Here is a 22,992-nt window from a genome sequence, read left to right on the forward strand (position 1 = left end):
AGTTATTTATTCTTGTTTTTCTATGCGTAAGCCTACTTCGGTAAGTCCTTCAAGATTTGCATCTCCATCTATATTACCGTTTTTTCTCACTGCGTGCTTTATGGTAAAGGTGTAGGTTCCGCTTTCGCGAAAGCGTACTCCTTCTCTATATATTAATTTACTTTCTTTTATATCTCCAAAACCGTCTCCCATCCAGGTGCCATCTGGGTTTGCCATCTCATACTCTAGCGTATCTGTAATGGTTCTTCCACGCGGAAACTGCATTTCTGTTATTAAAAACAGGTTGCTGTACGGGTATTCATTATTGTTGCGCACAGTGATAAATGTGTCGTATACCTGCATACTGTCTAGCTCTGTAACTTCTAGCACAACGGGCTCATCTATCTTCCAAGAGTCGCCTAGAGAAATGTAACTATGGTACACTTGCTTTGAATCGCAAGAGGCACAAAGTATGATGAGTATACCTAGTAATACGTTACGCATTAGGTTTTGGTTTATGAGGGCGCTTTTTATTTCTGTTATTTGGTTTTGTGCCACCTTGTTTTTGTCCTTCTTTTTGAGGTTTTTGAGTGGTTTTACCCTTCTGGCCGCCTTGCTTAGGTTTTTTTGGACCTTTAGGTTGTGAGCGCTTTGCTTGTGGTTTATTATCACTATTGCTACGCTTTTTCTTGCGATTGTTACGGCGCTTGTTTGTTGTTTTTGGCTTATCAAAACGGGTGAGACTGTCTTGCCCTACCACGTTACCAAAATCTACAGTAGTCTCTACAATAAGCTCTGATGCAAATTCTTCTAGACTTGCAACAGGTTCTTTTTTTCTGTTTGCAGTGATAATCTCATTTGCGTGATCTGTGGTGAGCTCGTGCCAGTTCATCCACTCGCCTTCATAAGCATACCATAGTCTGCCCTGAAAGATGTCTATCTTCTGGCATACTGCTGTACCCTTCTTAGTATAAAGTTTTGTTTCTGTTTTTGGAAAACTTTTTAAGGCATCCATATAAGCGTCAAGCTCATAATTGAGACAGCACTTTAATTTACCACATTGCCCTGCAAGTTTTTGAGGGTTAAGTGATAGTTGCTGGTATCTTGCTGCACTGGTTGTTACAGATCTAAAATCTGTTAACCACGTAGAGCAACATAACTCACGACCACAAGATCCTATACCTCCCAGGCGAGCTGCCTCCTGGCGTAAACCTATCTGGCGCATCTCTATACGAGTACGGAACTCTTGTGCAAATTCTTTTATGAGCTGTCTAAAGTCTACACGATCTTCTGCTGTGTAGTAAAAAGTAGCTTTTGAAGCATCTCCTTGAAACTCTATGTCTGAGATTTTCATCTGCAGTTGTAGGCGTATTGCGATCTGTCTCGCACGTACCTTCATAGGTTCTTCCTTCTCACGAGCAGTAGTCCAGATATCTATATCACGCTGTGATGCTTTACGGTAAATTTTAAGGGTGTCTGGTGTATCTTGTTTTATTTTCTTGCGTTTCATTTGCACGCGCACAAGCTCTCCCGTGAGGGTTACCATCCCTATATCGTGACCAGACTCTGCCTGTGTCGCTACAATATCACCTATACTCAGGGTGATTTTATCATCATTTTTATAGTAGTTCTTACGTCCGTTTTTAAACCGTACTTCTACATAGTTAAAAGCTTCTTGTCCCTCTGGAAGAGACATATTAGAAAGCCAGTCAAACACCGTAAGTTTATTACATCCATCTGTCCCGCAGGTTCCGTTGTTTTTACAACCCTTAGGAGATCCGTCTGCACCTGTGCCACAATTGCCACACGCCATATTATTTATATTTAGAAGGTTTATCACTCTATATCAATCACTGTGACTGCAACAGTAGTGTAAACACGTTATTTTTTTGTTCAAAACTGAACTATGGATAAAGATAGGTAATCTCAAGCGCCTTTGCCAAACAGAAAATTGTAAGTTCTCCTTCTACAGTCTTACTTTTTAAAAGCTAGCTTCTCAGATCTTCCTTTCTTAAATATCTTATTACTATTTCCTTTACCAGAACGTAATTTCTTTTGCTCTTCGTATGGTAGTGCGTTTATCTCTGCACACTCTGTAGAGCAGCAATTTTGGTTTGCTTTTGCACACTCTTCACATTGTATAAATAGAAGGTGGCAAGCCTCATTTGCACAGTTTACGTGCTCGTCACAAGGGTTTCCGCACTGGTGACAGTTAGAAATCACATCGTCAGAGATGCGCTCCCCACGACGATGGTCAAAAACAAAGTTTTTACCCTTAAATTTATTATCAAGCTTCTCTGCCTCTACCTGGCGAGCATATTCTATAATACCTCCCTCAAGCTGAAACACGTTTTTAAACCCTTTATGTTTAAAATAAGCACTAGCCTTCTCACATCGTATCCCACCGGTACAATACATTACTAGTTTTTTATCTTCTTTGTGATTTTTAAGATCTTCTTCTATAATATCAAGACTATCTCTAAAGGTATCTACATCTGGAGTGACTGCATTTTTAAAGTGACCTATCTCACTCTCATAGTGATTGCGCATATCGACAAGCACCGTATTATCATCTTCTATGAGCTCATTAAAGGTAGATGCATTTACGTGCACACCTTTATTAGTCACATCAAAAGTCTCATCCTCTAGTCCATCTGCCACAATCTTGTGACGCACCTTTACCTTGAGCTTTAAAAAAGATTTATTATCCTGCTCTCTAGCTATATTGAGGCGTACATTTTCTAAGAAGTTTATACCGTCTAGGTGTTCCTTAAACTCAGTAAATCGCTTTGCCGGCACAGACATCTGGGCATTAATCCCTTCGTGAGCGACGTATATTCTACCTAAAGCCTCCATAGCATCCCAAGCAATGAAAAGGTGATTTCTAAAAAGTTCTGGATTACCAATTTTATGGTACTTGTAAAAGGAGAGTGTAAGACGTTCTTCTCCAGCTTGTTCTATAAGCTGGGCTCTCTCTTTTGCGCTTAGTTTATTGTACAGGTGCATACTATACTTTGTTTAAGTTAAAAGAAAAATAATTGCGACAAAGGTACATTTTCTAATGTCAAGGCACAAAAAATGCCTTTACATCGATATAAAGGCATTTTTTGTGAATCGTGGCTAATTCAGATTTTTACTTATTTCTTTTGTCATAAGCACTCTTTATATATCACTATGTCGCTTTGGGCCTTCCTTTTCATATGTGCGTGCATCATTTTAAAACGGACCTATGTTAAGGGAATTATTGTTTTAAACGGGTTAATAATTCAACTTTCAATACTACTTCATAGTAAAGACGCCATAATTCTAAATGGTTGCGTGTTTAAAGAAAAGATTACATTACACACTAGCTGCTAGACATTTACTTCTCTTTTTTAATTAAAAACCTATTTATTCTACACGAGATTGGAATAATTCCTTTTTAAATTAGTAAAGATTCCGAATTTTAGTATCTTCGCCATACAAACTTCCTATATACTTCATTTACATAAGTATATTAATTAAGAGATGATGTTGAGAACTATTACGCTTTCGCGAAAGCGTACCTTGCCAAAGCCTCTTTTAAAAGTTATTTTTACAAGACAAAAAAGAAGATATGAGCAGCGAAAAAGATGCAAAACTAAAAGCCCTAAAACTCACCCTTGATAAACTAGATAAAACATATGGTAAGGGTGCCGTAATGAAAATGGGTGACCAAGCCATAGTAGATGTTGAGTCTATACCTACAGGATCTTTGGGTCTTGATGTAGCGCTGGGCGTAGGAGGATATCCTCGCGGTCGTGTTATTGAGATTTATGGTCCAGAATCTTCTGGTAAAACAACCTTAACACTACACGCCATTGCAGAGGCACAAAAGGCTGGAGGTATTGCAGCATTTATTGATGCAGAGCACGCCTTTGATCGTTTTTATGCAGAAAAACTAGATGTAGATATAGACAACCTTATTATCTCACAACCAGATAATGGAGAGCAAGCTCTAGAGATTGCAGATAATTTGATACGCTCTGGCGCTATTGATATCGTAGTAATTGACTCTGTAGCAGCGCTTACTCCAAAAAGCGAGATAGAAGGTGAGATGGGAGACTCAAAAATGGGGCTTCACGCGAGATTAATGTCACAGGCACTACGTAAACTTACAGGATCTATAAGCAAGACTAATTGTACGGTTATCTTTATTAACCAGCTTCGTGAGAAGATTGGGGTAATGTTTGGAAACCCAGAAACCACTACGGGTGGTAATGCTCTTAAGTTTTATGCTTCTGTACGTTTAGACATACGTCGTTCTACGCAAATAAAGGATAGCAATGCAAACGTAATGGGTAATAAAACACGTGTTAAGATTGTTAAAAATAAAGTAGCGCCACCTTTCCGTATGGCAGAATTTGACATTATGTATGGAGAAGGAGTTTCAAAAGTAGGAGAGATTATAGATATAGGTGTGAACTATGAGATTATTAAAAAAGCTGGTTCTTGGTTTAGCTATCAAGATACTAAGCTTGGGCAAGGTAGAGATGCTGTAAAAGCACTACTGCTAGACAACCCAGATCTTATGGAAGAGCTAGAGACTAAAATACACGCCGCTATAAAAGCTAGCAACGAATAATTTACCCACTCATATTTTATATAAAAACCTCCTGCTCAGGAGGTTTTTTTTATTACCACGCAACCTTTGCACCTTTTTTGCATCTATAGATTGCAAACTAGAATATAAAACCCCTGTTATACGAATAGACGTGATTTTACGGTATCACAAAGTGGAAGAAAGAACCCTTTAAAAAGATATCTGTTCTTATATTTATGAGAACATAAACAAAACCAACAACAGTTGAGTCAAGACCAACTCATAAAAAACTGTAAAAAGAAGCAACCTAAGGCACAGGCCGATTTATACAAGCGCTATGCGAGTGTACTCTTTTCTGTTTGTCTCAAATATGCTCCTAATTACACCGAAGCAGAAGATATTCTGCAGGATGCGTTTATAACTATTTTTGATAAAATCACTCAGTATAAAAATAAAGGTTCTTTTGAGGGCTGGTTAAAAAGGGTTGTGATAAACACAGCGTTACAGCGGTATCGCAAACCAGGAGTTTATAGTCTTGTAAATGAAGAAAATATTAAAGAGGTAGAAGTTGAGGTAGAAGAAGATGCTATCCCACTAGATTACTTACTTAGTATTATACAAGAGTTACCAGATCGTTATAGAATGGTTTTTAACCTTTATGTAATGGATGGTTACTCACATAGAGAAATATCAGAATTGCTTACTATTTCTCAAGGCACCTCAAAGTCAAATCTTGCGCGTGCTAGAATGATATTAAAAGAAAAAATTGAGACGAGTCTGCATAGCTTGCAGACTAAATCTCACCTATAGTAATGAAGGAGAAGAAGAACATAGACAGACTTTTTCAAGAAAAGTTCAAAAACTTTGAAGCACACCCTAGCGAGCGTGTATGGGCAGATATTGTCAAAAATCAAAAGAAAGACAACCGCAGAGTTATACCTCTATGGTGGAAAGTGGGTGGTATTGCCGCAGGACTAGTATTACTTTTTGGACTTGGTACATTATTGCTCCCTTCAGATTCTACTGAGGCGACTCCTCTTGTAAATCAAGATACAATCACCACACAATCTGAAACAAATCAATCTGTAGTAAAAAATTCAATAGATACTAGAGAACAACAAACATCAGATCAAACAACGATTACTAGCAACAAGCAGGTTATCGCTGCGACCAACTCATCTCAAAGAAATTCTCAAACAAAGAGCAACTTAACTAGTAATGCTAGTGGATTAAAGAGTGGTAAGACATCTAGAAGTAATTCTAAAATTAACACATTGCCCCTTAGTAATGAATCAAATGGACTTATTGCGTACAGCGATATAAATAATACGACTACATCTTCTACAGAAAAGAAGGCAACTACCACAAATCAAGTAACAAAAGATCAAAAAACAACAATAGGGAAAGAAGATAAGCCTACTACAATTGCAGCAAATGAAACTGTTGCCACAAAAGAGAAAGACCTCGTAGAAGAAGCAAAACAAATTGAACTTAACAAAGAAGAAAACACAGTTGCGCTAGAAGAAGAAAAGACAAATAACTCAAGATGGGATGTAGGTGCTGTAGCAGCACCTGTATATTATGGAGATTTTGGAGGGTCTGGGCTTGATAAGCAATTTGCAGATAATGATAAGTCTGGTGATGTAAATCTGAGTTATGGAGTACAAGTAAGTTATGCCGTCAGTCCTAAATTAAAAATACGTACTGGTGTAAACAATGTAGATCTTAGTTATAACACAAATGATATTTCATTTTCTACTAACAGCTTGGGGCGTACACTTAGAGGAGTAAATTATGCAGATAATGCAAAAACTATTGCCATTGCAGACAATAGTACGACTCAAAATAATTTTAATGCAGAGGGCGCTATTCCAAACATTGGAGTCACTGCAAATGGGTCATTACAACAGCAACTAAGTTACCTCGAAGTACCTCTTGAAGCAGTTTATGTGATCTCAGATAAACGTGTGGGTGTATCACTAGTGGGAGGTGTAAGTACATTATTTCTTAATAATAACGAGGTAATTCTTTCATCAAACGAGTTTAGTACCAACCTAGGTACAGCAAGCGGAGTAAATGACGTAAGTTTTACTACAAACATAGGGGTAGGATTAGATTATAAAATGACAGATAAGGTCATATTTAATATAGAACCGTCACTTAAGTATCAACTCAACAGTTTTGATAACACAGTGGTAGACTTTCAGCCGTATTACTTAGGGGTATACACGGGTGTACGCTACAAGTTCTAGTAAGATGCTATGCCAAGTGTAGTTTACTTGGTATTAGGTTAGTTTTTTAGTTGGTTAGGTAATCATTGCGCTTGCAGTGGTAACAAAAAAGGCTCCGCTGGTTACGGAGCCTTTTATTTTTTATGGTGGTTATTACGCTTTCGCGAAAGCGTACTTAATCCCCTTTCAATTCTTCTAAAATAATGGCTCTTGTTTGCTCTCTAAGCGGCTTTTTATCGTCTTGAGTCATTCCTTCTGTAGGTATAAATGAATGTACTTTTGCACGCATCACACCAGGCTCACCCTCAAAAAATGAATAAGGAAATCTCTTCTTATTGTCATAAAACGTCATAGGCACAATAGGCAGCTTATGGTCTATGGCAAGTCTAAAAGCACCGTCCTTAAAAGTATCTAGCACGATAGAAGTATCATCTGGCACGCCACCTTCTGGAAAAATACAGATACTAAACCCCTGACTGAGCCTGCGCTGTGCTTGATCAAAAACCTGCTTGCGGCTACGCGCGTTACCTCTATCTACAAGAATACAGGTTCGTTTATAGAAAAACCCAAAAAGCGGGAGCTTTGCAAGCTCTGCTTTCCCCACAAACACAAAAGGACTTTTTGCAAGGTGCAACATAAGCAAGATGTCCATCATAGAGGTGTGGTTACTCACCAGCATATATCCTTTGCCACGCACAAACTTTTCTTCACGAGTCACTTTTGGAAATAACCCCATAAGCAGCATAATGGTGCGTGCCCATATTTGAGCAAGTCTAAAAAACATACCATACCAGGTCTCCTTAAGGATACTTATAATAAGTAATGGAGATAATATGAGAATGACCACCAGCATTAAAAAGTAAAACCATACTTTCCAAAGTGCGACCGCTATTTTTCTTAATATGTGCATTCTTCCAAAAATAGGTAATTCAGCCTATGCAATGAACAGAAAAAGTTAACTTTGCTTTTTACTTAAATTTTATGTCAAGAATACTTACCGGAGTGCAAAGTACAGGCACACCACACTTAGGAAATTTACTAGGAGCTATTATACCAGCGATTGAGATGGCAAACAACCCTGCAAATGAGTCTTTTCTCTTTATTGCAGATATGCACTCGCTCACGCAAATAAAAGATGGAGCACAGCTACGTCACAACACCTACAGTACAGCAGCTACGTGGCTGGCCTTTGGTCTTGACATTAATAAAACGGTTTTTTACAGACAGAGCGACGTACCACAAACGGCAGAGCTTACTTGGTATTTGAGCTGTTTCTTCCCGTACCAGCGACTTACACTTGCTCACAGTTTTAAGGATAAAGCAGACCGTCTAGAGGATGTAAACGCAGGTTTATTTACCTACCCTATGCTTATGGCAGCAGATATCTTGCTGTATGATGCAGAGGTTGTACCCGTGGGTAAAGATCAAGCCCAGCATATTGAAATGACGCGCGATGTGGCAAGCCGTTTTCACGCAGCTACAAAAACAGAAGTTTTTGTACTACCAGAAGCGAGTCACAATGAGGAGACAATGTATATACCAGGCACAGATGGCGCAAAAATGTCTAAGTCTAAAGGTAATATTATAGATATCTTTTTACCAGACAAGAAGCTACGCAAACAAATTATGGGGATAAAAACAGACAGTACTCCTATGGAGGAACCTATGGAAACAGAGGGCTGTAATGTGTTTAACCTTTATAAATTACTTGCAACTCCAGAACAAGTAGACCGCTTACGCGAAAATTATAAACGTACAGATTTTGGCTACGGTCACGCAAAGCAAGCTGTTTATGAAGTAATCATAGAGAAGTATGCTGCACAACGCGAGAAGTATGCGTACTATATGGAAAATCTTAACGAGATAGATGCTGCATTAAAAGTAGGAGCAGAAAAAGCGACCAAGGTTGCAAATGGGGTGATTGATCGTGTGCGTAAAGTAGTTGGGTATTAATAAACTAAAATAGAAATAGTATGGATATTATGAGCTTTTTAAGCGGTAACGGTTTGTTCCTCATCTTGGGACTAGTATTGATTATCGTAGTTTTGTACAACAAATTTAGAAACAGACGTTAAGTCGTATAGGTTTCAATTTTCGCGAAAGCGAAAACCAATAATACAGTATGTCAAAAATTAGAATCACAAAACAGTTTACCTTTGAGACAGGTCACGCGCTTTATGGCTATGACGGCAAGTGCAAGAATGTACACGGGCACAGTTACAAACTTAGCGTTACCGTAATAGGAGAACCTATTACAGATATGGGCAACGCAAAGCTGGGAATGGTTATCGACTTTGGTGACTTAAAGAAAATTGTAAATAGAGAGATTGTAAACGTTTTTGATCACGCTACCGTTTTTAATAAAAACACACCGCACGTAGAGCTTGCAAAAGAACTATCTGATCGTGGTCACGATGTACTACTTGTAGATTACCAGCCTACGAGTGAGATGATGGTGATAGACTTTGCTGCAAAGATTCAATCATTTTTACCAGATACGATAAAATTACACTCACTACGCCTTTCTGAAACAGCAACAAGCTATGCAGAGTGGCACGCGGCAGATCAACTCTAAATGACTATTAACCTCCCAAAAGGAAAGAAAATATACTTCTCAAGTGATAACCACTTGGGTGCCCCCACTATGGAGGAAAGTAGACCGCGAGAGCGCATATTCTTGCAGTGGCTAGAGATGGCTCGCAAGGATGCACAGGCTATTTTCTTAATGGGTGATCTTTTTGACTTTTGGTTTGAGTATAAAACTGTAGTGCCTAAAGGTTTTGTGCGCACACTTGGCAAACTTGCCGAGATGCGTGATGAAGGCATCGAGATTTATTTTTTTGTAGGGAATCACGATCTATGGATGAACGGCTATTTTGAAGAAGAGCTGGGCATTCCCGTTTATCACGACCCTAAGGTGTTTACCATAGATGATAAGAAGTTCTTTTTAGGTCACGGAGACGGCTTAGGCCCTGGAGATAATGGCTATAAGCGTATGAAAAAAGTCTTCCGTGGTAAGTTTTTTCAGTGGTTATTTCGCTGGGGACATCCAGATATTGGGATGAAAATTGCTCAGTATATGTCTGTAAAAAACAAGCTGATCTCTGGTGATGATGATCACGTGTTTCTCGGAGAAGAAAACGAGTGGCTTGCAGCTTATGCAAAGCGTAAACTTGAGACTGCTCACTATGATTATTTTGTTTTTGGGCACCGTCACTTACCTATGACCATACAGGTGGGAGAAAACAGCACTTATTACAACATAGGTGACTGGATTGCACACTACACTTATGGAGTGTATGATGAGAATGGCTTTAAACTAGAAGAGTTTCTCAAGAAATAAATTGTCATAAGCAAAGGCCTAGATATTACTTAATATCTTTTAGTCTAAGCTGGAGGCTTACATTACCATTCCACTCATTTTGATCTATGGCATAGGCTGCCATAAATGGCTTTTTATTTGTAATTAAATCATACTTATCGCCTAGATTAAAACCTATACACCCTATCTGTGAACCTCTGCTGTTTTGAACAACAGCCGCTTTAAGATGTGTTTGATCTGCTCCTACTTTTTTACCATAACCAGTATCTGTCAAGTTTTTAGTCATAAACGTAGGTGACATATTAAGTGGCCCAAACGGTGCAAACTGCTTTATAATACGGTGAAACTTAGGCGTAATATCTGCGAGGTTTATCTCACTATCTATAGAAATCTCTGGCACTAGCAAGCGCTCATCGCAACTAGCGGCGACCACCTCCTCAAACTTTGCTTTAAAAGCCTCATATTGCTCTGGTAACAAAGTGAGTCCTGCAGCATATTTATGTCCACCAAACTGCTCTATATGCTCCGCACACTCGTGTAGAGCATTATAAACATCAAAACCTTTTACAGATCTCGCAGATGCTGCATACTTATCACCACTTCTTGTAAAAACAAGGGTAGGCCTGTAATATGTTTCAATAAGTCTAGAAGCCACAATCCCTATCACCCCTTTATGCCAGTCTTCTTGAAAAACAACGGTGGTTTTATTTCCCTCCTCTTGATTCTCTATAATTTGATCTAGAGCTTGCTGAGTAATACTCTTATCTGCTTCCTTTCGATCTGAGTTATATTGCTCTACCTCTGATGCAAACTTGGTTGCTGTCGCTAGGTCTGTCTCTCGTAATAAGGTCACCGCGTGGTTACCGTGCACCATTCTTCCCGCGGCATTTATACGTGGGCCTATGATAAAAACAACATCTGTGATGGTAAGGGTTTCCTTTTTGACTTGCTTGATTATGGCTTCAAATCCGGCTCGAGGTGCTTGGTTTATCACATTGAGTCCGTGATATGCAAGTATTCTGTTTTCTCCTGTGATAGGTACAATATCTGCACCTATTGCGGTAGCAACAAGATCTAGGTAAGGAAGAAGTTCTTCAAAATTTTGCTTTCGCGAAAGCGCAATTGCACTTATAAGTTTAAAACCTACACCACACCCGCATAACTCATCATAAGGATACGAGCAATCTTCTCTTTTCGGGTCTAAAATAGCAAAAGCATCTGGCAGCTGATCACCGGGTCTGTGGTGATCACAAATAATAAAGTCAATTCCTTTTTCTTTTGCATAAGCCACTTTCTCAATCGCTTTTACACCGCAATCTAGTGCGATAATGAGTGACATATCATTATCTGCAGCAAAGTCTATTCCCATATAAGAAACACCATAACCCTCTGTATAGCGGTCTGGAATGTAGGTTGCCACCTGCGGGTGAATGGTGTCGAGATAAGAACTCATTAAGGCAACACTCGTGGTACCATCTACATCATAATCACCAAAGACTAGGATGTTTTCGCCTTGAGCTATTGCCTGCTCGATACGTGCCACAGCTTTATCCATATCTTTCATCAAGAATGGATCGTGCAAAGCATCTAGCGAGGGTCTAAAAAAGTTTTTTGCTTTCTTAAACGTGTCAATATCTCGCTGTATGAGGAGTGTTGCAATAGGAGCTTCTACTCCCAGCTCTTGTGCTAGTTTTGCTACTTTTTGTGCCTCTGGTTTTGGTTTTAAAGTCCAACGCATTAATTAAGGTTCGTTTTAAGCATCCAGGTTTTTTCTAACCCTGGTATTTGTTTTATCGCTTTAAGTTTATTGTAGAGAGTGGCCGCATCCTTACCCGCTTCTGTAAATACATAAAAGAGCTCTTTATCTGAGCGGTAAAACATTTGTGGCTGTAGATCTTTTTCTTTTAACGTTTCCATCCACCGTTCTGCATTTGCAGCGTTAGAAAATGCGTTTGTAATGATGTAATACCCCGGCGCTATACCTTCTATAGTAATTGACGGCTTTTCTAATAAAGCGGCTAGGTCTTTATTTACTACCGCTGGTGGCTCGTATTTTTTCTCTTCGTTTACGGTAACATCTGGCACCGCAATTGCTACTTTTTGGTTTACAATAACTTTTTTAGGCTTAGGCACAACCGGTTCTTTTACAGGAGCAGCGGTAGCAGTCTCTACTATAGGCGATCCTACACGTTTCTCATTATAATAGCGCTCACTTATGGTGGTTTGGAAAGCTGTAAAAAATAAAAAGAAACGATCTGAGCGTGTTTTAAATTTCATTTTTACACCACCCGTGCTATTTGCAATGATCTTATTTTGAGCTGTAGGGATTTTAATTTTTGCAAGGTCAAAACCTAACGTATTAAGACTGCTAGGCACTCTTTTTGTAAACCGCTTGTCGTTTATAGTAATCGTACTGTTAAAGAAGTTGCGAGAAGCTCTCACCTCATTATCTAGTGTGACAAATATTTTAGTTTGTGGGTCAAAAATACTTATCTCATCACGACCTAAGTTACCATCACCCTCGAGTGCTCCTATAGTTACAGCAGTCTCTAGCTCACCATTTTCTGAGGATTGAAAATTTCCAAAATCGATTTCTACAGCTTTTTTATTTACAAATTCAAGTCCATTAAACGTGGTGATATATTGTAGTGGCTCACTATCGTCTTCATACACCACGTATAGTAACCATCCAGCAGAGCTTCCTCCTATAATTTCACCTTGAGTGGCACTTACATTTGCGACTGTAACCTCCCCATCTACAAAAGCCTGCATTTGTTCTGTTACATCTGCCACGCACGCATATGGTGCTCTAGATTTTACAGAAACATTAGTTGCATTTTCTCCATCATACACTAGGGAACCACGCACGCGTTGATATGCTCCGTCAGGTAATTTAAGTAGTACTTCTTGTATGTCGTGAGCACGCTCATCAAGCATTTTATGATAGACCTTACCATCTTTCATACGTTTGCCACTGCGCTCACCATTATAGGTGCCAGACCAGTGCAAACCAGCATAAACAATCTTAACATCTTTTTTAAGATTAAGATATGCGCTACTAGAGCTCCAGGTACTGGCATCATTATCTATGTCTACATACTTCATCTTAAACTCATCGTTCACCTTTTCTAAGTCATTAAAAGGCTTTTCGGCGTTTTTGCTCAAGATATTATTGCCTATTACAGCTGTGTTACCACGCACATAAAATTCTTTATCACGTGTAAAAGTTTGTGAATCTTGGGCGATTGCAATGGTAGGTAGCGCGCAGAGTAAGAGTAGCAGTTTTCTCATTACTGGCTGGGTTATGAGTTGCTAGTTTCTAAGGCTGCTTCTGGGTGGTAGTGAACCGCTATTTCTAGCTTACAGAATTTTCTAAACATTTCCATCACTCCACAGTATTGCTCTTCAGAGAGTGTTACTGCTTTTTGGATTTTTTCTTCATTTAAGTCATCACCATAAAAGTGATAATCTAGCCATACGGTGTGATATGTTTTAGGGTGCTCCTCTGTGAGTTCTCCTTTTACGACCATTTTAAATTTAGGCACATCTACCCTCATCTTGTTGAGTACAAATACCACATCAAGACCAGTACATCCCGCAAGACCAGAAAGCATCATTGCCTTAGGACCCATCCCGTCGTTATTACCTCCATTTTCTGGAGAAGTATCTATGAGTACTTTATAACCCGTAGGGCTATCTGTCTCAAATTGCATTCCTTGTTTATAGATTGTAGTTACTGTATGTCCAGCCATTTTATGTGTGATTTTCTTAAAAAATGAAGGTACAAAATTGGTAGATAAAATGCCTATATTGCTTTCGCGAAAGCGTAAATAAGAACATTAATTTAAAATATATACGATGCCATTAGTAACACCACTCTCTGCCGAGCACGACGAAACAACCAAAGAACTTGCCCTATTTTTTAATGAGACACTAGGCTTTTGTCCCAACTCGGTACTTACAATGCAGCGTCGTCCAGACATCTCACGTGCATTTATAAACCTCAACAAAGCCGTGATGGCAAACCAAGGCCGAGTGACTTCTGCATTAAAACGTATGATTGCTTGGGTATCTAGTAATGCGACTGGATGTCGCTATTGCCAGGCGCACGCGATACGTGCTGCAGAGCGTTATGGAGCAGAGCAAGAGCAACTAGATAATATCTGGGAGTATCGCACACACGATGCCTTTTCTGATGCAGAGCGTGCTGCGCTTGATTTCTCGCTAGCGGCAAGCCAAGTACCTAATGCCGTAGATGCAAAAATCAAAGAAGAATTATATAAATACTGGGATGAAGGTGAGATTGTAGAGATGTTGGGAGTGATATCACTCTTTGGGTACCTTAACCGCTGGAACGACTCTATGGGAACCACGCTAGAGGAAGATGCCATAGATTCTGGTAATCAATATCTCGGAAAGCACGGATTTGAAGTAGGGAAACACGTGTAAAACAAAATAAACGGTACCTCATAAAAAAACGCAAAGCGCCTCAAGATGTTATCATCTTGAGGCGCTTCTTTATTGCCTAAAAATCTCGTAAATTCGCGCACAACATTTAAAGACTACAAAATGAGCGCTAAGTTCACTGAATATAAAGGATTAGACCTACCTAACATCGCTAGCGAGGTACTTGCCTACTGGAAAGAAAATGACGTTTTTGAGAAGTCTGTTACTTCTCGAGAAGGAGCAAAACCGTATGTGTTTTTTGAAGGACCACCTTCGGCAAACGGACTACCGGGTGTACACCACGTACTAGCGCGTGCGATTAAAGATATTTTTCCTCGTTATAAAACGATGAAAGGCTTTCAGGTTAAGCGTAAAGCGGGATGGGATACACACGGACTTCCTGTAGAACTTGGTGTTGAAAAAGAACTTGGTATTACCAAAGAAGATATCGGTACAAAAATCACTGTAGAAGAGTATAACGAAGCTTGTAAAAAAGCCGTGATGCGCTACACAGATATCTGGAACGACCTTACCGAAAAAATGGGCTACTGGGTAGATATGGAAGATCCATACATCACCTACAAGGCTAAGTATATGGAAACCGTATGGTGGCTACTTAAGCAAATCTATAACAAAGATTTACTGTACAAAGGGTACACCATCCAGCCATATTCTCCTAAGGCGGGAACGGGATTAAGCTCTCACGAACTTAACCAGCCTGGCTGTTACCGCGATGTGACAGATACTACGGTGGTTGCACAATTTAAAATCACAGACCAAGGGGAAAACCCACTTGCAAAAGAACTTGCAGACGGGCAAACCTACTTCTTAGCCTGGACGACGACTCCTTGGACACTGCCTTCAAACACGGCACTTACCGTAGGGAAAAAGATAGATTATGTACTCGTTGAGACCTTTAACCAGTACACATTTGAGCCAGTAAAAGTTATCCTTGCAAAGAACTTAATCTCTAAGCAGTTTGATAAGAAATTTGTTTCCGCTTCCGCGAAAGAAGAACTAGACGCATACAATGCTGGAGATAAGAAAATACCATACTTTGTAGCTAGAGAATTTAAAGGAGCAGACCTTCTTGAACTTCGCTACGAGCAACTATTTGACTTTGTACAGCCTAATGATAATCCTCAAGATGCTTTCCGTGTAATAGCGGGAGACTTTGTAACGACAGAGGATGGAACGGGTATCGTACACACAGCACCTACTTTTGGTGCAGATGATGCTTTGGTTGCAAAACTAGCTTCACCAGAAATTCCGCCACTTCTTATTAAAAATGAAGATGGTAATCTTGTGCCGCTTGTAGATCTTCAGGGTAAATTTCGCCCTGAGCTCAAAGAGTTTGGAAACAAGTATATCAAGAATGAATATTATGCAGATGGTGAGGCTCCAGAACGTTCTATGGACGTAGAACTTGCGATACGCTTAAAAGAAGAAAACAAAGCCTTTAAGGTAGAGAAGTATGTGCACAGTTACCCACATTGCTGGCGTACAGATAAGCCAGTACTTTACTACCCACTAGATTCTTGGTTTATAAAAGTTACCGATTTTAAAGATCGTATGCACGAACTTAACCTTGGTGTAAACTGGAAACCTAAGTCTACAGGTGAAGGACGTTTTGGAAACTGGCTTGCAAATGCAAACGACTGGAACTTATCACGTAGCCGTTTCTGGGGAATACCGCTTCCTATATGGCGTACCGAAGATGGAAAAGAAGAAATACTTATAGGCTCTATAGCCGAACTCAAAGCCGAAATCCAAAAGGCACTTGACAAAGGTGTGATGGACACAGATCCTTTTGAAGGGTTTAAAGTGGGCGATATGAGCGAGGAAAATTACGAGCTAGTAGATCTCCATAAAAACATTGTAGATAAAATAACGCTAGTCTCAGACAGCGGGCAGCCTATGACACGTGAGGCAGACCTTATAGATGTATGGTTTGACTCTGGATCTATGCCGTATGCACAATGGCACTACCCTTTTGAAAATAAAGAACTCGTAGAAGACACTTGGCGTAAGGCAGATTTTATAGCCGAAGGTGTAGACCAAACTCGTGGATGGTTTTATACACTCCACGCGATTGCTACAATGATTTTTGACGATGTTGCTTATAAAAATGTAGTTTCTAACGGGCTAGTACTTGACAAGAACGGGCAAAAGATGTCTAAGCGTCTTGGTAATGCAACAGATCCTTTTGAGACCTTAGAAAAATACGGGCCAGATGCAACACGCTGGTATATGATTTCTAACGCAAACCCTTGGGATAACCTCAAGTTTGATCTAGAAGGAATAGAAGAGGTAAAACGTAAGTTCTTCGGGACACTTTACAACACGTATAACTTCTTTGCGCTGTATGCAAATCTTGATAATTTCGCTTTCGCGGAAGCGGAAATAGCACTTTCTCAACGTCCAGAAATAGACAGATGGATACTATCAGAACTACACAGTCTTATAGCAGAGGTAGATAAGTTTTATGCCGAATATGAGCCTACCAAAGCAACAAGGGCGATAGACACTTTTGTACAAGAAAACCTGTCTAACTGGTTTGTAAGACTAAGTAGAAGACGTTTCTGGAAGGGTGAATATGCTACCGATAAAATCTCTGCATACCAAACATTATACACCTGTCTTGAGACGGTAGCAAAGCTTAGTGCTCCCGTAGCACCATTCTTTATGGAAAAACTCTATAAAGACCTCAACGCTGCTACTGGAAAAGAAGATTTTGAGAGCATACACCTCGCAGAATTCCCTGTGAGCGATGCCGCTTATATAGACACTGCGCTTGAGCACAAAATGCAAAAGGCACAGATAGTAAGCTCACTAACACTCTCATTAAGAGCAAAAGAGAAGATAAAAGTACGCCAACCTTTACAGCGTATTATGATCCCTGTGCTTAATGAAAATGACAAAAATGAGATCCTAGCCGTAGCAGATTTGATTAAATCTGAGGTAAACGTCAAGGATATTGAGCTCATTTCTGATGATTCTGGGATCTTAGTGAAGCAAATCAAGCCTAATTTTAAGGTGTTAGGACCTCGTTTTGGAAAAGATATGAAGCTGGTTGCCAGCAAGATAAATTCTTTACAAGCTGAGGATATCGCAAAAATTGAGCAAGATGGAGAATTAACCGTTGAAATTAATGGGGAAAATACTATTTTGCAAGCCGGCGACGTTGAGATAACATCGCAAGATATTGAAGGCTGGCTAGTTGCGAGTAATTCTGGAGTGACCGTGGCGTTAGACGTTACTATAAGTGATGAGCTTAAAAAAGAAGGTGTGGCACGAGAATTGGTCAACCGTATTCAGAACCTGCGTAAGGACTCTGGATTTGAAGTGACAGATCGCATACACATACAGTTACAAGATGAGCCGGCAATTGCTCAAACGGTAGCTGCAAATGCAGACTATATTAAAGCAGAAACACTAGCAGATACTCTAGAAATTGTACCTACACTAAGTGAAGGGCTAGAGATTGCTTTTGACGATATAAAAACATTTTTAACCATTTCAAAACACTAGTTATGGCAAACGACACACAAGAAAGATTTGGCGATGCACAGCTCGCTGAGTTTAGAGAATTAATAGAAAAGAAGATCGAAAAAGCACAACACGATCTCGAGCTTATCAAAAGTGCTTACCTCAACGATGGTAACAACGGTACAGATGATACGTCACCGCAGTTTAAATCTTTTGACGAAGGTAGCGCGACGATGAGTAAAGAGGCAAACAGTGCACTTGCTATACGTCAAGAGAAATTTATACGTGATCTTAAAAATGCGATTACTCGTATTAATAACAAGACATACGGTATATGCCGTGTGACTGGGAAGCTTATCAACCCAGAACGTTTAAAGTTAGTTCCTCACGCTACATTAAGTATTGAGGCAAAGAATATGCAGTCATAATAGTTGTTATACTTCTATAATTAAAAAAGCGTTCTTATGAGCGCTTTTTTTATAAATCCCCTTTAGTATTTGAGTTTACGTTTGTCCATATTATTTATGCTAGTCACGATGAGTTTATATGCTCAAAAACGACTTTCACAAACTTATGATGCAACAGCTATAAAGGAGTTGTATATACATAGTAATGAGATTTTTAAAATTAAGATTACTACAGGAGAGGTAAGAGAGATTACAGTAGCGACCATTATAGATGGGGAGACCTTTGCAAGTACGATGCTTAATACTTCCACAAACGATGGCGTACTTAAAATCACTACAGGAAAGACTCCAGATTACATCCCTTTTAATGATAAACTAGCTGCCCATAAGGTAATGGCTATTGAGCTTGAGATTATTATTCCTATAGGTTTAGATGTTTCTATTTACTCAACTTTGGCAAGTGTAGACACCTATGGAAAGCTTGGCCAAGTACGCATAGATCTAGGTCGCGGGCATTTTAAGGGAGAAGAATTCCGCTTTCGCGAAAGCGGAAAAATAAACACTATATCTGGTAGTATTTATGTCTCAAGCAATCTGGTGAATGTCACCGTACAATCTAGAAATGGAAAGATTAACATCCCTCCTACTCAAGCGGATGGCCCACTGCTAGAAATCAAAAGTATACACGGTGATGTGACGGTAGTAAAATCGTTGTGAATACCCTATTTTTGTCACGTTTCAAAACTATATTATGTCGTTAAAAAAAGTTGCTCTTATTGTGTTCTTGATACTTCTAGTAGATCAAGTACTTAAGGTATATATTAAAACTAATTTTTACCTACGTGAGAGTATACAGGTTTTTGGTCTAGACTGGTTTCAGATTTTCTTTGTAGAAAATCAAGGAGCTGCTTGGGGCGTAGAGCTACCAGGTAAATATGGTAAAATCACGCTCTCACTCTTTAGACTTATTATAGCCCCAGTGATAGGATATTACTTATATAAGTCTGTAAAAAACAATGCACCAAAACTGCTGGTTATCGCACTATCACTGGTCTTTGCTGGTGCTGTAGGTAATATTATAGATTCTCTTATTTACGGATCTATTTTTAGCGCGAGCACGCCTAGCCAGATTGCGACATTTATGCCAGAAGGTGGTGGGTATGCAGATCCTCTCTTTGGAAAAGTGGTAGATATGCTCTACTTCCCTTTTATACAAGATGCTGTATGGCCAGAATGGATTCCCTTTGTAGGAGGTAAAACCTTTACATTTTTTAATGCCATATTTAATATTGCAGATATGGCAATAAGTACGGGTGTAGGTATCCTACTTGTATTTAACAAACGCGTGTTTCCTCAAGAGGAAAAAGTGACTACGGCGCAGTAGGTGCTTCTGAAAATATCTCGATCAGCTCGTTAGGACCTATAGGTTTTACAATAAAGTCTTTTACGAGGTTAAAGTGCTTAGAGCGCTCTATATCTACGGGGTTTATAGAGCTACTCACAATATACAGTGTACAGTTGTTAAGTGCAGGAAAGTCGTGCTTACTTAATTCTTCAAGAAATCCCCATCCATCCATAATAGGCATATTGAGGTCTAGTAAGATTATTTGCGGGACAGACTGTCCTTGAGGGTCTTTAAAGCTGCTTACGAAGTGATTTAACGCCTCTTCACCGTTTTTAAATACAAGTATTTCTTCAGCAAGTTTACGTATATCTATGAGCTTGGTAAGCAGGCTTACGTACATATCATCATCGTCTATGAGGCAAGCTAGTTTTATGGGGTAATTCATATATGATTGGGGGAATTAACTTAAATCTACTGTAATGTAACAATAAATTTTGAACCTTTATCTACTTTGCTTTCTACAGTAATGTCTCCGCCCATTGCTTGGACTTCATTATGTGTTAGAAAAAGTCCTAAGCCTAAAGCATTTTTATTACCGTGAAAGGTTTTATACAGTTTAAAAAGATCTTTACCGTGCTTCTCTAGATCTATACCTAAACCATTATCTCGTACCATAAGGTATTTCTTGCCATTTTCTTCATAGGTAAAGACAGTTATTTCTGGATCACGGTCTGGATGTTTGTATCGCAACGCATTAGTTATCAAGTTTTGTAATATACTTTCTAGATAAGCTTCTATGTACATCACCTCTTCTACTTCAGAAAATTCTGTGTACATAACCGCCCTACTCGCTCTAATATCTTGGCTAAGGCCAGCGACTACACGGTCATAAACGTCTTTTATAACAACAGGTTCTAATTTTGTATTTGAGATATTATGAACACTTACAATCTTATTAAGATGCTGAAGTGTAACGTCTAGGCTATTGCCTATTTTTTCAAAGTTATTTACTAACTCTATTTGATCTTCTGTAAGAGTAGATCTATCCATTAAGGCGGAAGACATTTGTAAATTGCTCACCTGTGACCTTAAGTTATGAGATATAATATGTGCAAAGTCATAGAGTCTAGAGTTATGACCTTCTATGAGCTTAAGAGATTGCTCCAGTTGTTGCTCTCTTTTCTTTTGTTCATCTATTTTTCTAAAAACTCCTCGTATACCTATAATCTCTCCAGATTCATCTCTAAGCGGTTTTCCTTTTGCAATAGCCCAGAAAATCTCTCCATTATAAGTTTGCATTTTTATTTCTGTAGAGAATGGTTTCCCTTCTGCACAACCAAAAAAGAACTCTGTTGCTCGATCTAGATGCTCTTCTGCATAAAATGTATAGCCGGACTTTAATGTGGGTACGTAATCTTTGGGGACATCCAGTATGACACGTGCCTGATGGTCAAAATGACTGGTTTTATTCTTAAAATCTACACTCCAGCCACCAGCCTCTGTTAATGCAGAAATTTCTTGATAGTAAAATTTATCAATAGAAAAAAGATCAGACTTTTCCATAGGTGATGAGTGGGTATGAGAATCTCTCCTTCTCTTCATTGTAAAGGCAGTTATATTCATAAATATGATTTGGGATTATGAATATACCAAATAAATCAAAAGAGCCTAAAAATGATACCCCTTTTTCGGTGTAATGCAGCTATTTAGCGCAATGTCTTGGCTGTTTTTTACGATTATCTCTTCTTCTGGCTCAAAAAAACTAAGCCCTACTTTTACCACATCACTCTTACATTGAGATAAAAAGCGATCATAAAACCCCTTGCCGTAGCCCACTCTGTTACCTTCTTGATCATAAGCTAGTAGAGGTATAAAAACAACATCTATATTTCTTGCAGGGATCTCGATACCGCCAGCTGGCTCTGGAATGCCATACTTGTTTACAACAATTTTTGTGCTGTCTGTAAGTAAATAATGCTTCATCGTATTGTCGTTAAAATCTGATGAAGAGAGTACAATATTCTTGTCTTTACCTCCTAAAATCGAAAGAAGAAACTCCGTGTTAATTTCGCGTAAGCGTTCTATAGGCAAGAAGATGTGATAAAACTCGTGCTCCCATATGTCTAGGCTCAATGCTTGATTTGCAATTTCAAGACTTAGTTCATCTAGCTTTTCTAGAGTTAAGGCATTACGAAGGTTTTTATACTTCTTCCTCAGCTCCTGCTTCATCTTGGTCTTCATTATGTTCTCTAGAGATATTAAAAATTGCATCACCTTGATACACAAGTGATGCCTCATTTACATTAATTACATATCCCTCATTTTTTGCCTTCACCACGTGTCTAAATTTTCCATAAGGATCTGTAATGGTTGCGATATGTTGTCCCACAGTGAGGCGCTCACCACAAGAAACTTTAGTATGTAGTAACCCTGAATATTGTGCGCGCATCCAGCGAGTGCTCTCTACGAGCACTGAGGGTTTTGGTGCTTCTGGTACTGTAAATTTATCATCAAGCATATCTAAATGATTAAGTACTCGCATTGTACCAAAAACACCTAGTCGAGCAATTTCCTTATCGCTTACTTTAGATTTACCCCCCTCAAAGAGAATGGTAGATTTATTCATTCTAGAACAAGTGGCTCTATATGATTTTGAAATTACTTTGGAGTGTAATGTAAATGGTGCATTAAAAATAGTTGCATACTTCATAGAGTCTACATCTAGCGGGTCTATACGAACTTGTGCAACGTTAAAACGAGAGGCACCTCCGGTATGGAAGTCAAGACAAAGATCTGCTACTGGTAAAATTTTCTTTACAAACTGGTAGGCAAATCTACTGGCCAGTGACCCTCTAGGATTACCAGGAAACACTCTATTGAGGTCTCTCCCATCTGGAAAAGCCCTTTTCATATCTAAAAAACCAAAAATATTGACCACTGGCACACAGATAATGGTTCCTATTTTAGGTTTATTTATCTTCTTTGCGATAAGCTGCCTTACAATCTCTACACCATTTATCTCGTCACCGTGTATGCCAGATGTAATTAATATGACAGGGCCAGGCTGTACGGCCCTTTCTATAATGATAGGCACCTCAACAGAGGAGGCCGTATATAATTTTGCAATATTAAAATTTACTGTTGCGCTCTTACCTGGTAAGATTTGCTCCCCTAGTATGGTGAGCACATTATGTTCATCTATGTGTGCCAAA

22 protein-coding genes are annotated in these 22,992 nt (G+C 39.1%); 11 read left to right on the forward strand and 11 right to left on the reverse strand.

Annotation, left to right across the window (positions count from 1 at the left end; all coding sequences use genetic code 11):
• Nucleotides 1–6: 6 nt before the first annotated feature.
• The 3 genes from I597_RS02705 to trhO form a co-directional block, all read right to left on the reverse strand.
• Nucleotides 7–483 (reverse strand): gliding motility lipoprotein GldH, encoded by a 477-nt coding sequence (locus I597_RS02705; protein WP_035326093.1) that lies wholly within the window; start codon nt 481–483, stop codon nt 7–9.
• Nucleotides 476–1,792 (reverse strand): PSP1 domain-containing protein, encoded by a 1,317-nt coding sequence (locus I597_RS02710; protein ID WP_035326095.1) that lies wholly within the window; start codon nt 1,790–1,792, stop codon nt 476–478. Before I597_RS02710 ends, I597_RS02705 begins: the two co-directional genes overlap by 8 nt.
• A 161-nt stretch (nt 1,793–1,953) precedes the next feature.
• Complete coding sequence (gene trhO, locus I597_RS02715; RefSeq protein ID WP_035326097.1) at nt 1,954–2,985, reverse strand: oxygen-dependent tRNA uridine(34) hydroxylase TrhO; 1,032 nt, start codon at nt 2,983–2,985, stop codon at nt 1,954–1,956.
• 589 nt (nt 2,986–3,574) lie between these two features.
• Here trhO and recA point away from each other — a divergent pair.
• The 3 genes from recA to I597_RS02730 all read left to right on the forward strand — a co-directional run bounded on the left by recA (nt 3,575) and on the right by I597_RS02730 (nt 6,792).
• A complete protein-coding gene (recA, locus tag I597_RS02720) occupies nt 3,575–4,582 on the forward strand; it encodes a recombinase RecA (protein ID WP_035326099.1) in 1,008 nt (335 codons plus the stop codon).
• Nucleotides 4,583–4,804: 222 nt separating this feature from the next.
• Nucleotides 4,805–5,350: an RNA polymerase sigma factor gene (locus I597_RS02725; protein ID WP_035326100.1), complete on the forward strand. Its 546-nt coding sequence runs from the start codon at nt 4,805–4,807 to the stop codon at nt 5,348–5,350.
• A 2-nt stretch (nt 5,351–5,352) separates the two neighbouring features.
• Entirely contained in the window at nt 5,353–6,792 is a 1,440-nt protein-coding gene (locus I597_RS02730) for an outer membrane beta-barrel protein (protein WP_035326101.1), read from the forward strand.
• Between the two features lie 154 nt (nt 6,793–6,946).
• Here the strand turns inward: I597_RS02730 and I597_RS02735 are convergent, their stop codons facing one another.
• Nucleotides 6,947–7,681 (reverse strand): lysophospholipid acyltransferase family protein, encoded by a 735-nt coding sequence (locus I597_RS02735; RefSeq protein WP_035326102.1) that lies wholly within the window; start codon nt 7,679–7,681, stop codon nt 6,947–6,949.
• 71 nt (nt 7,682–7,752) lie between these two features.
• Here I597_RS02735 and trpS point away from each other — a divergent pair, with 71 nt between their 5' ends.
• The 3 genes from trpS (at nt 7,753) to I597_RS02750 (ending at nt 10,114) form a co-directional block, all read left to right on the forward strand.
• On the forward strand, nt 7,753–8,724 hold the full coding sequence (gene trpS / locus I597_RS02740) for a tryptophan--tRNA ligase (protein ID WP_035326103.1): 972 nt from the start codon (nt 7,753–7,755) through the stop codon (nt 8,722–8,724).
• A gap of 169 nt (nt 8,725–8,893) precedes the next feature.
• Nucleotides 8,894–9,346, forward strand: a complete 453-nt coding sequence (locus I597_RS02745) for a 6-pyruvoyl trahydropterin synthase family protein (RefSeq protein ID WP_035326104.1) — start codon at nt 8,894–8,896, stop codon at nt 9,344–9,346.
• A 6-nt stretch (nt 9,347–9,352) separates the two neighbouring features.
• The gene (locus tag I597_RS02750) at nt 9,353–10,114 is read left to right on the forward strand and encodes a UDP-2,3-diacylglucosamine diphosphatase (RefSeq protein ID WP_035328878.1); all 762 of its coding nucleotides are present in this window, start codon (nt 9,353–9,355) and stop codon (nt 10,112–10,114) included.
• A 25-nt stretch (nt 10,115–10,139) separates the two neighbouring features.
• Here I597_RS02750 and recJ read toward each other — a convergent pair whose 3' ends face one another.
• Genes recJ through I597_RS02765 form a run of 3 tightly spaced genes read right to left on the reverse strand, consistent with a single transcriptional unit; the run spans nt 10,140 to nt 13,845 of the window.
• Nucleotides 10,140–11,831 carry a single-stranded-DNA-specific exonuclease RecJ gene (gene recJ / locus I597_RS02755; RefSeq protein WP_035326106.1) on the reverse strand — a complete coding sequence of 564 codons (1,692 nt, stop codon included), beginning with the start codon at nt 11,829–11,831 and terminating at the stop codon, nt 10,140–10,142.
• Nucleotides 11,831–13,384: an SPOR domain-containing protein gene (locus I597_RS02760; protein ID WP_035326108.1), complete on the reverse strand. Its 1,554-nt coding sequence runs from the start codon at nt 13,382–13,384 to the stop codon at nt 11,831–11,833. The genes recJ and I597_RS02760 overlap by 1 nt, the downstream gene beginning before the upstream one ends.
• Nucleotides 13,385–13,395: 11 nt before the next feature.
• A complete protein-coding gene (locus tag I597_RS02765; protein ID WP_035326110.1) occupies nt 13,396–13,845 on the reverse strand; it encodes an OsmC family protein in 450 nt (149 codons plus the stop codon).
• A gap of 106 nt (nt 13,846–13,951) precedes the next feature.
• Here I597_RS02765 and I597_RS02770 point away from each other — a divergent pair, with 106 nt between their 5' ends.
• The 5 genes from I597_RS02770 (at nt 13,952) to I597_RS02790 (ending at nt 19,819) form a co-directional block, all read left to right on the forward strand.
• A complete protein-coding gene (locus I597_RS02770) occupies nt 13,952–14,542 on the forward strand; it encodes a carboxymuconolactone decarboxylase family protein (RefSeq protein ID WP_035326111.1) in 591 nt (196 codons plus the stop codon).
• A 120-nt stretch (nt 14,543–14,662) separates the two neighbouring features.
• Entirely contained in the window at nt 14,663–18,070 is a 3,408-nt protein-coding gene (gene ileS / locus I597_RS02775; protein WP_035328880.1) for an isoleucine--tRNA ligase, read from the forward strand.
• 2 nt (nt 18,071–18,072) lie between these two features.
• Nucleotides 18,073–18,456, forward strand: a complete 384-nt coding sequence (locus I597_RS02780; RefSeq protein WP_035326112.1) for a TraR/DksA family transcriptional regulator — start codon at nt 18,073–18,075, stop codon at nt 18,454–18,456.
• Between the two features lie 69 nt (nt 18,457–18,525).
• Entirely contained in the window at nt 18,526–19,152 is a 627-nt protein-coding gene (locus tag I597_RS02785; RefSeq protein ID WP_152594957.1) for a hypothetical protein, read from the forward strand.
• A gap of 34 nt (nt 19,153–19,186) precedes the next feature.
• Nucleotides 19,187–19,819 (forward strand): lipoprotein signal peptidase, encoded by a 633-nt coding sequence (locus I597_RS02790; protein ID WP_035326115.1) that lies wholly within the window; start codon nt 19,187–19,189, stop codon nt 19,817–19,819.
• On the opposite strand, the gene I597_RS02795 is transcribed toward I597_RS02790, so the two are convergent.
• Genes I597_RS02795 through I597_RS02810 form a run of 4 tightly spaced genes read right to left on the reverse strand, consistent with a single transcriptional unit; the run spans nt 19,806 to nt 22,991 of the window.
• Nucleotides 19,806–20,225, reverse strand: a complete 420-nt coding sequence (locus I597_RS02795; protein WP_035326117.1) for a response regulator — start codon at nt 20,223–20,225, stop codon at nt 19,806–19,808. The two genes, I597_RS02790 and I597_RS02795, sit on opposite strands and share 14 nt — an antisense overlap.
• Nucleotides 20,226–20,251: 26 nt before the next feature.
• Nucleotides 20,252–21,403, reverse strand: coding sequence for a sensor histidine kinase (locus I597_RS02800; RefSeq protein WP_052111842.1), 1,152 nt, complete (start codon nt 21,401–21,403; stop codon nt 20,252–20,254).
• Between the two features lie 45 nt (nt 21,404–21,448).
• Nucleotides 21,449–22,009, reverse strand: a complete 561-nt coding sequence (locus I597_RS02805) for a 5-formyltetrahydrofolate cyclo-ligase (protein ID WP_035326118.1) — start codon at nt 22,007–22,009, stop codon at nt 21,449–21,451.
• Complete coding sequence (locus I597_RS02810) at nt 21,981–22,991, reverse strand: succinylglutamate desuccinylase/aspartoacylase family protein (RefSeq protein ID WP_035326119.1); 1,011 nt, start codon at nt 22,989–22,991, stop codon at nt 21,981–21,983. Before I597_RS02810 ends, I597_RS02805 begins: the two co-directional genes overlap by 29 nt.
• Nucleotide 22,992 lies beyond the last annotated feature (1 nt).

The organism is Dokdonia donghaensis DSW-1 (assembly GCF_001653755.1).
GTDB classification, from domain to species: Bacteria; Bacteroidota; Bacteroidia; order Flavobacteriales; family Flavobacteriaceae; genus Dokdonia; species Dokdonia donghaensis.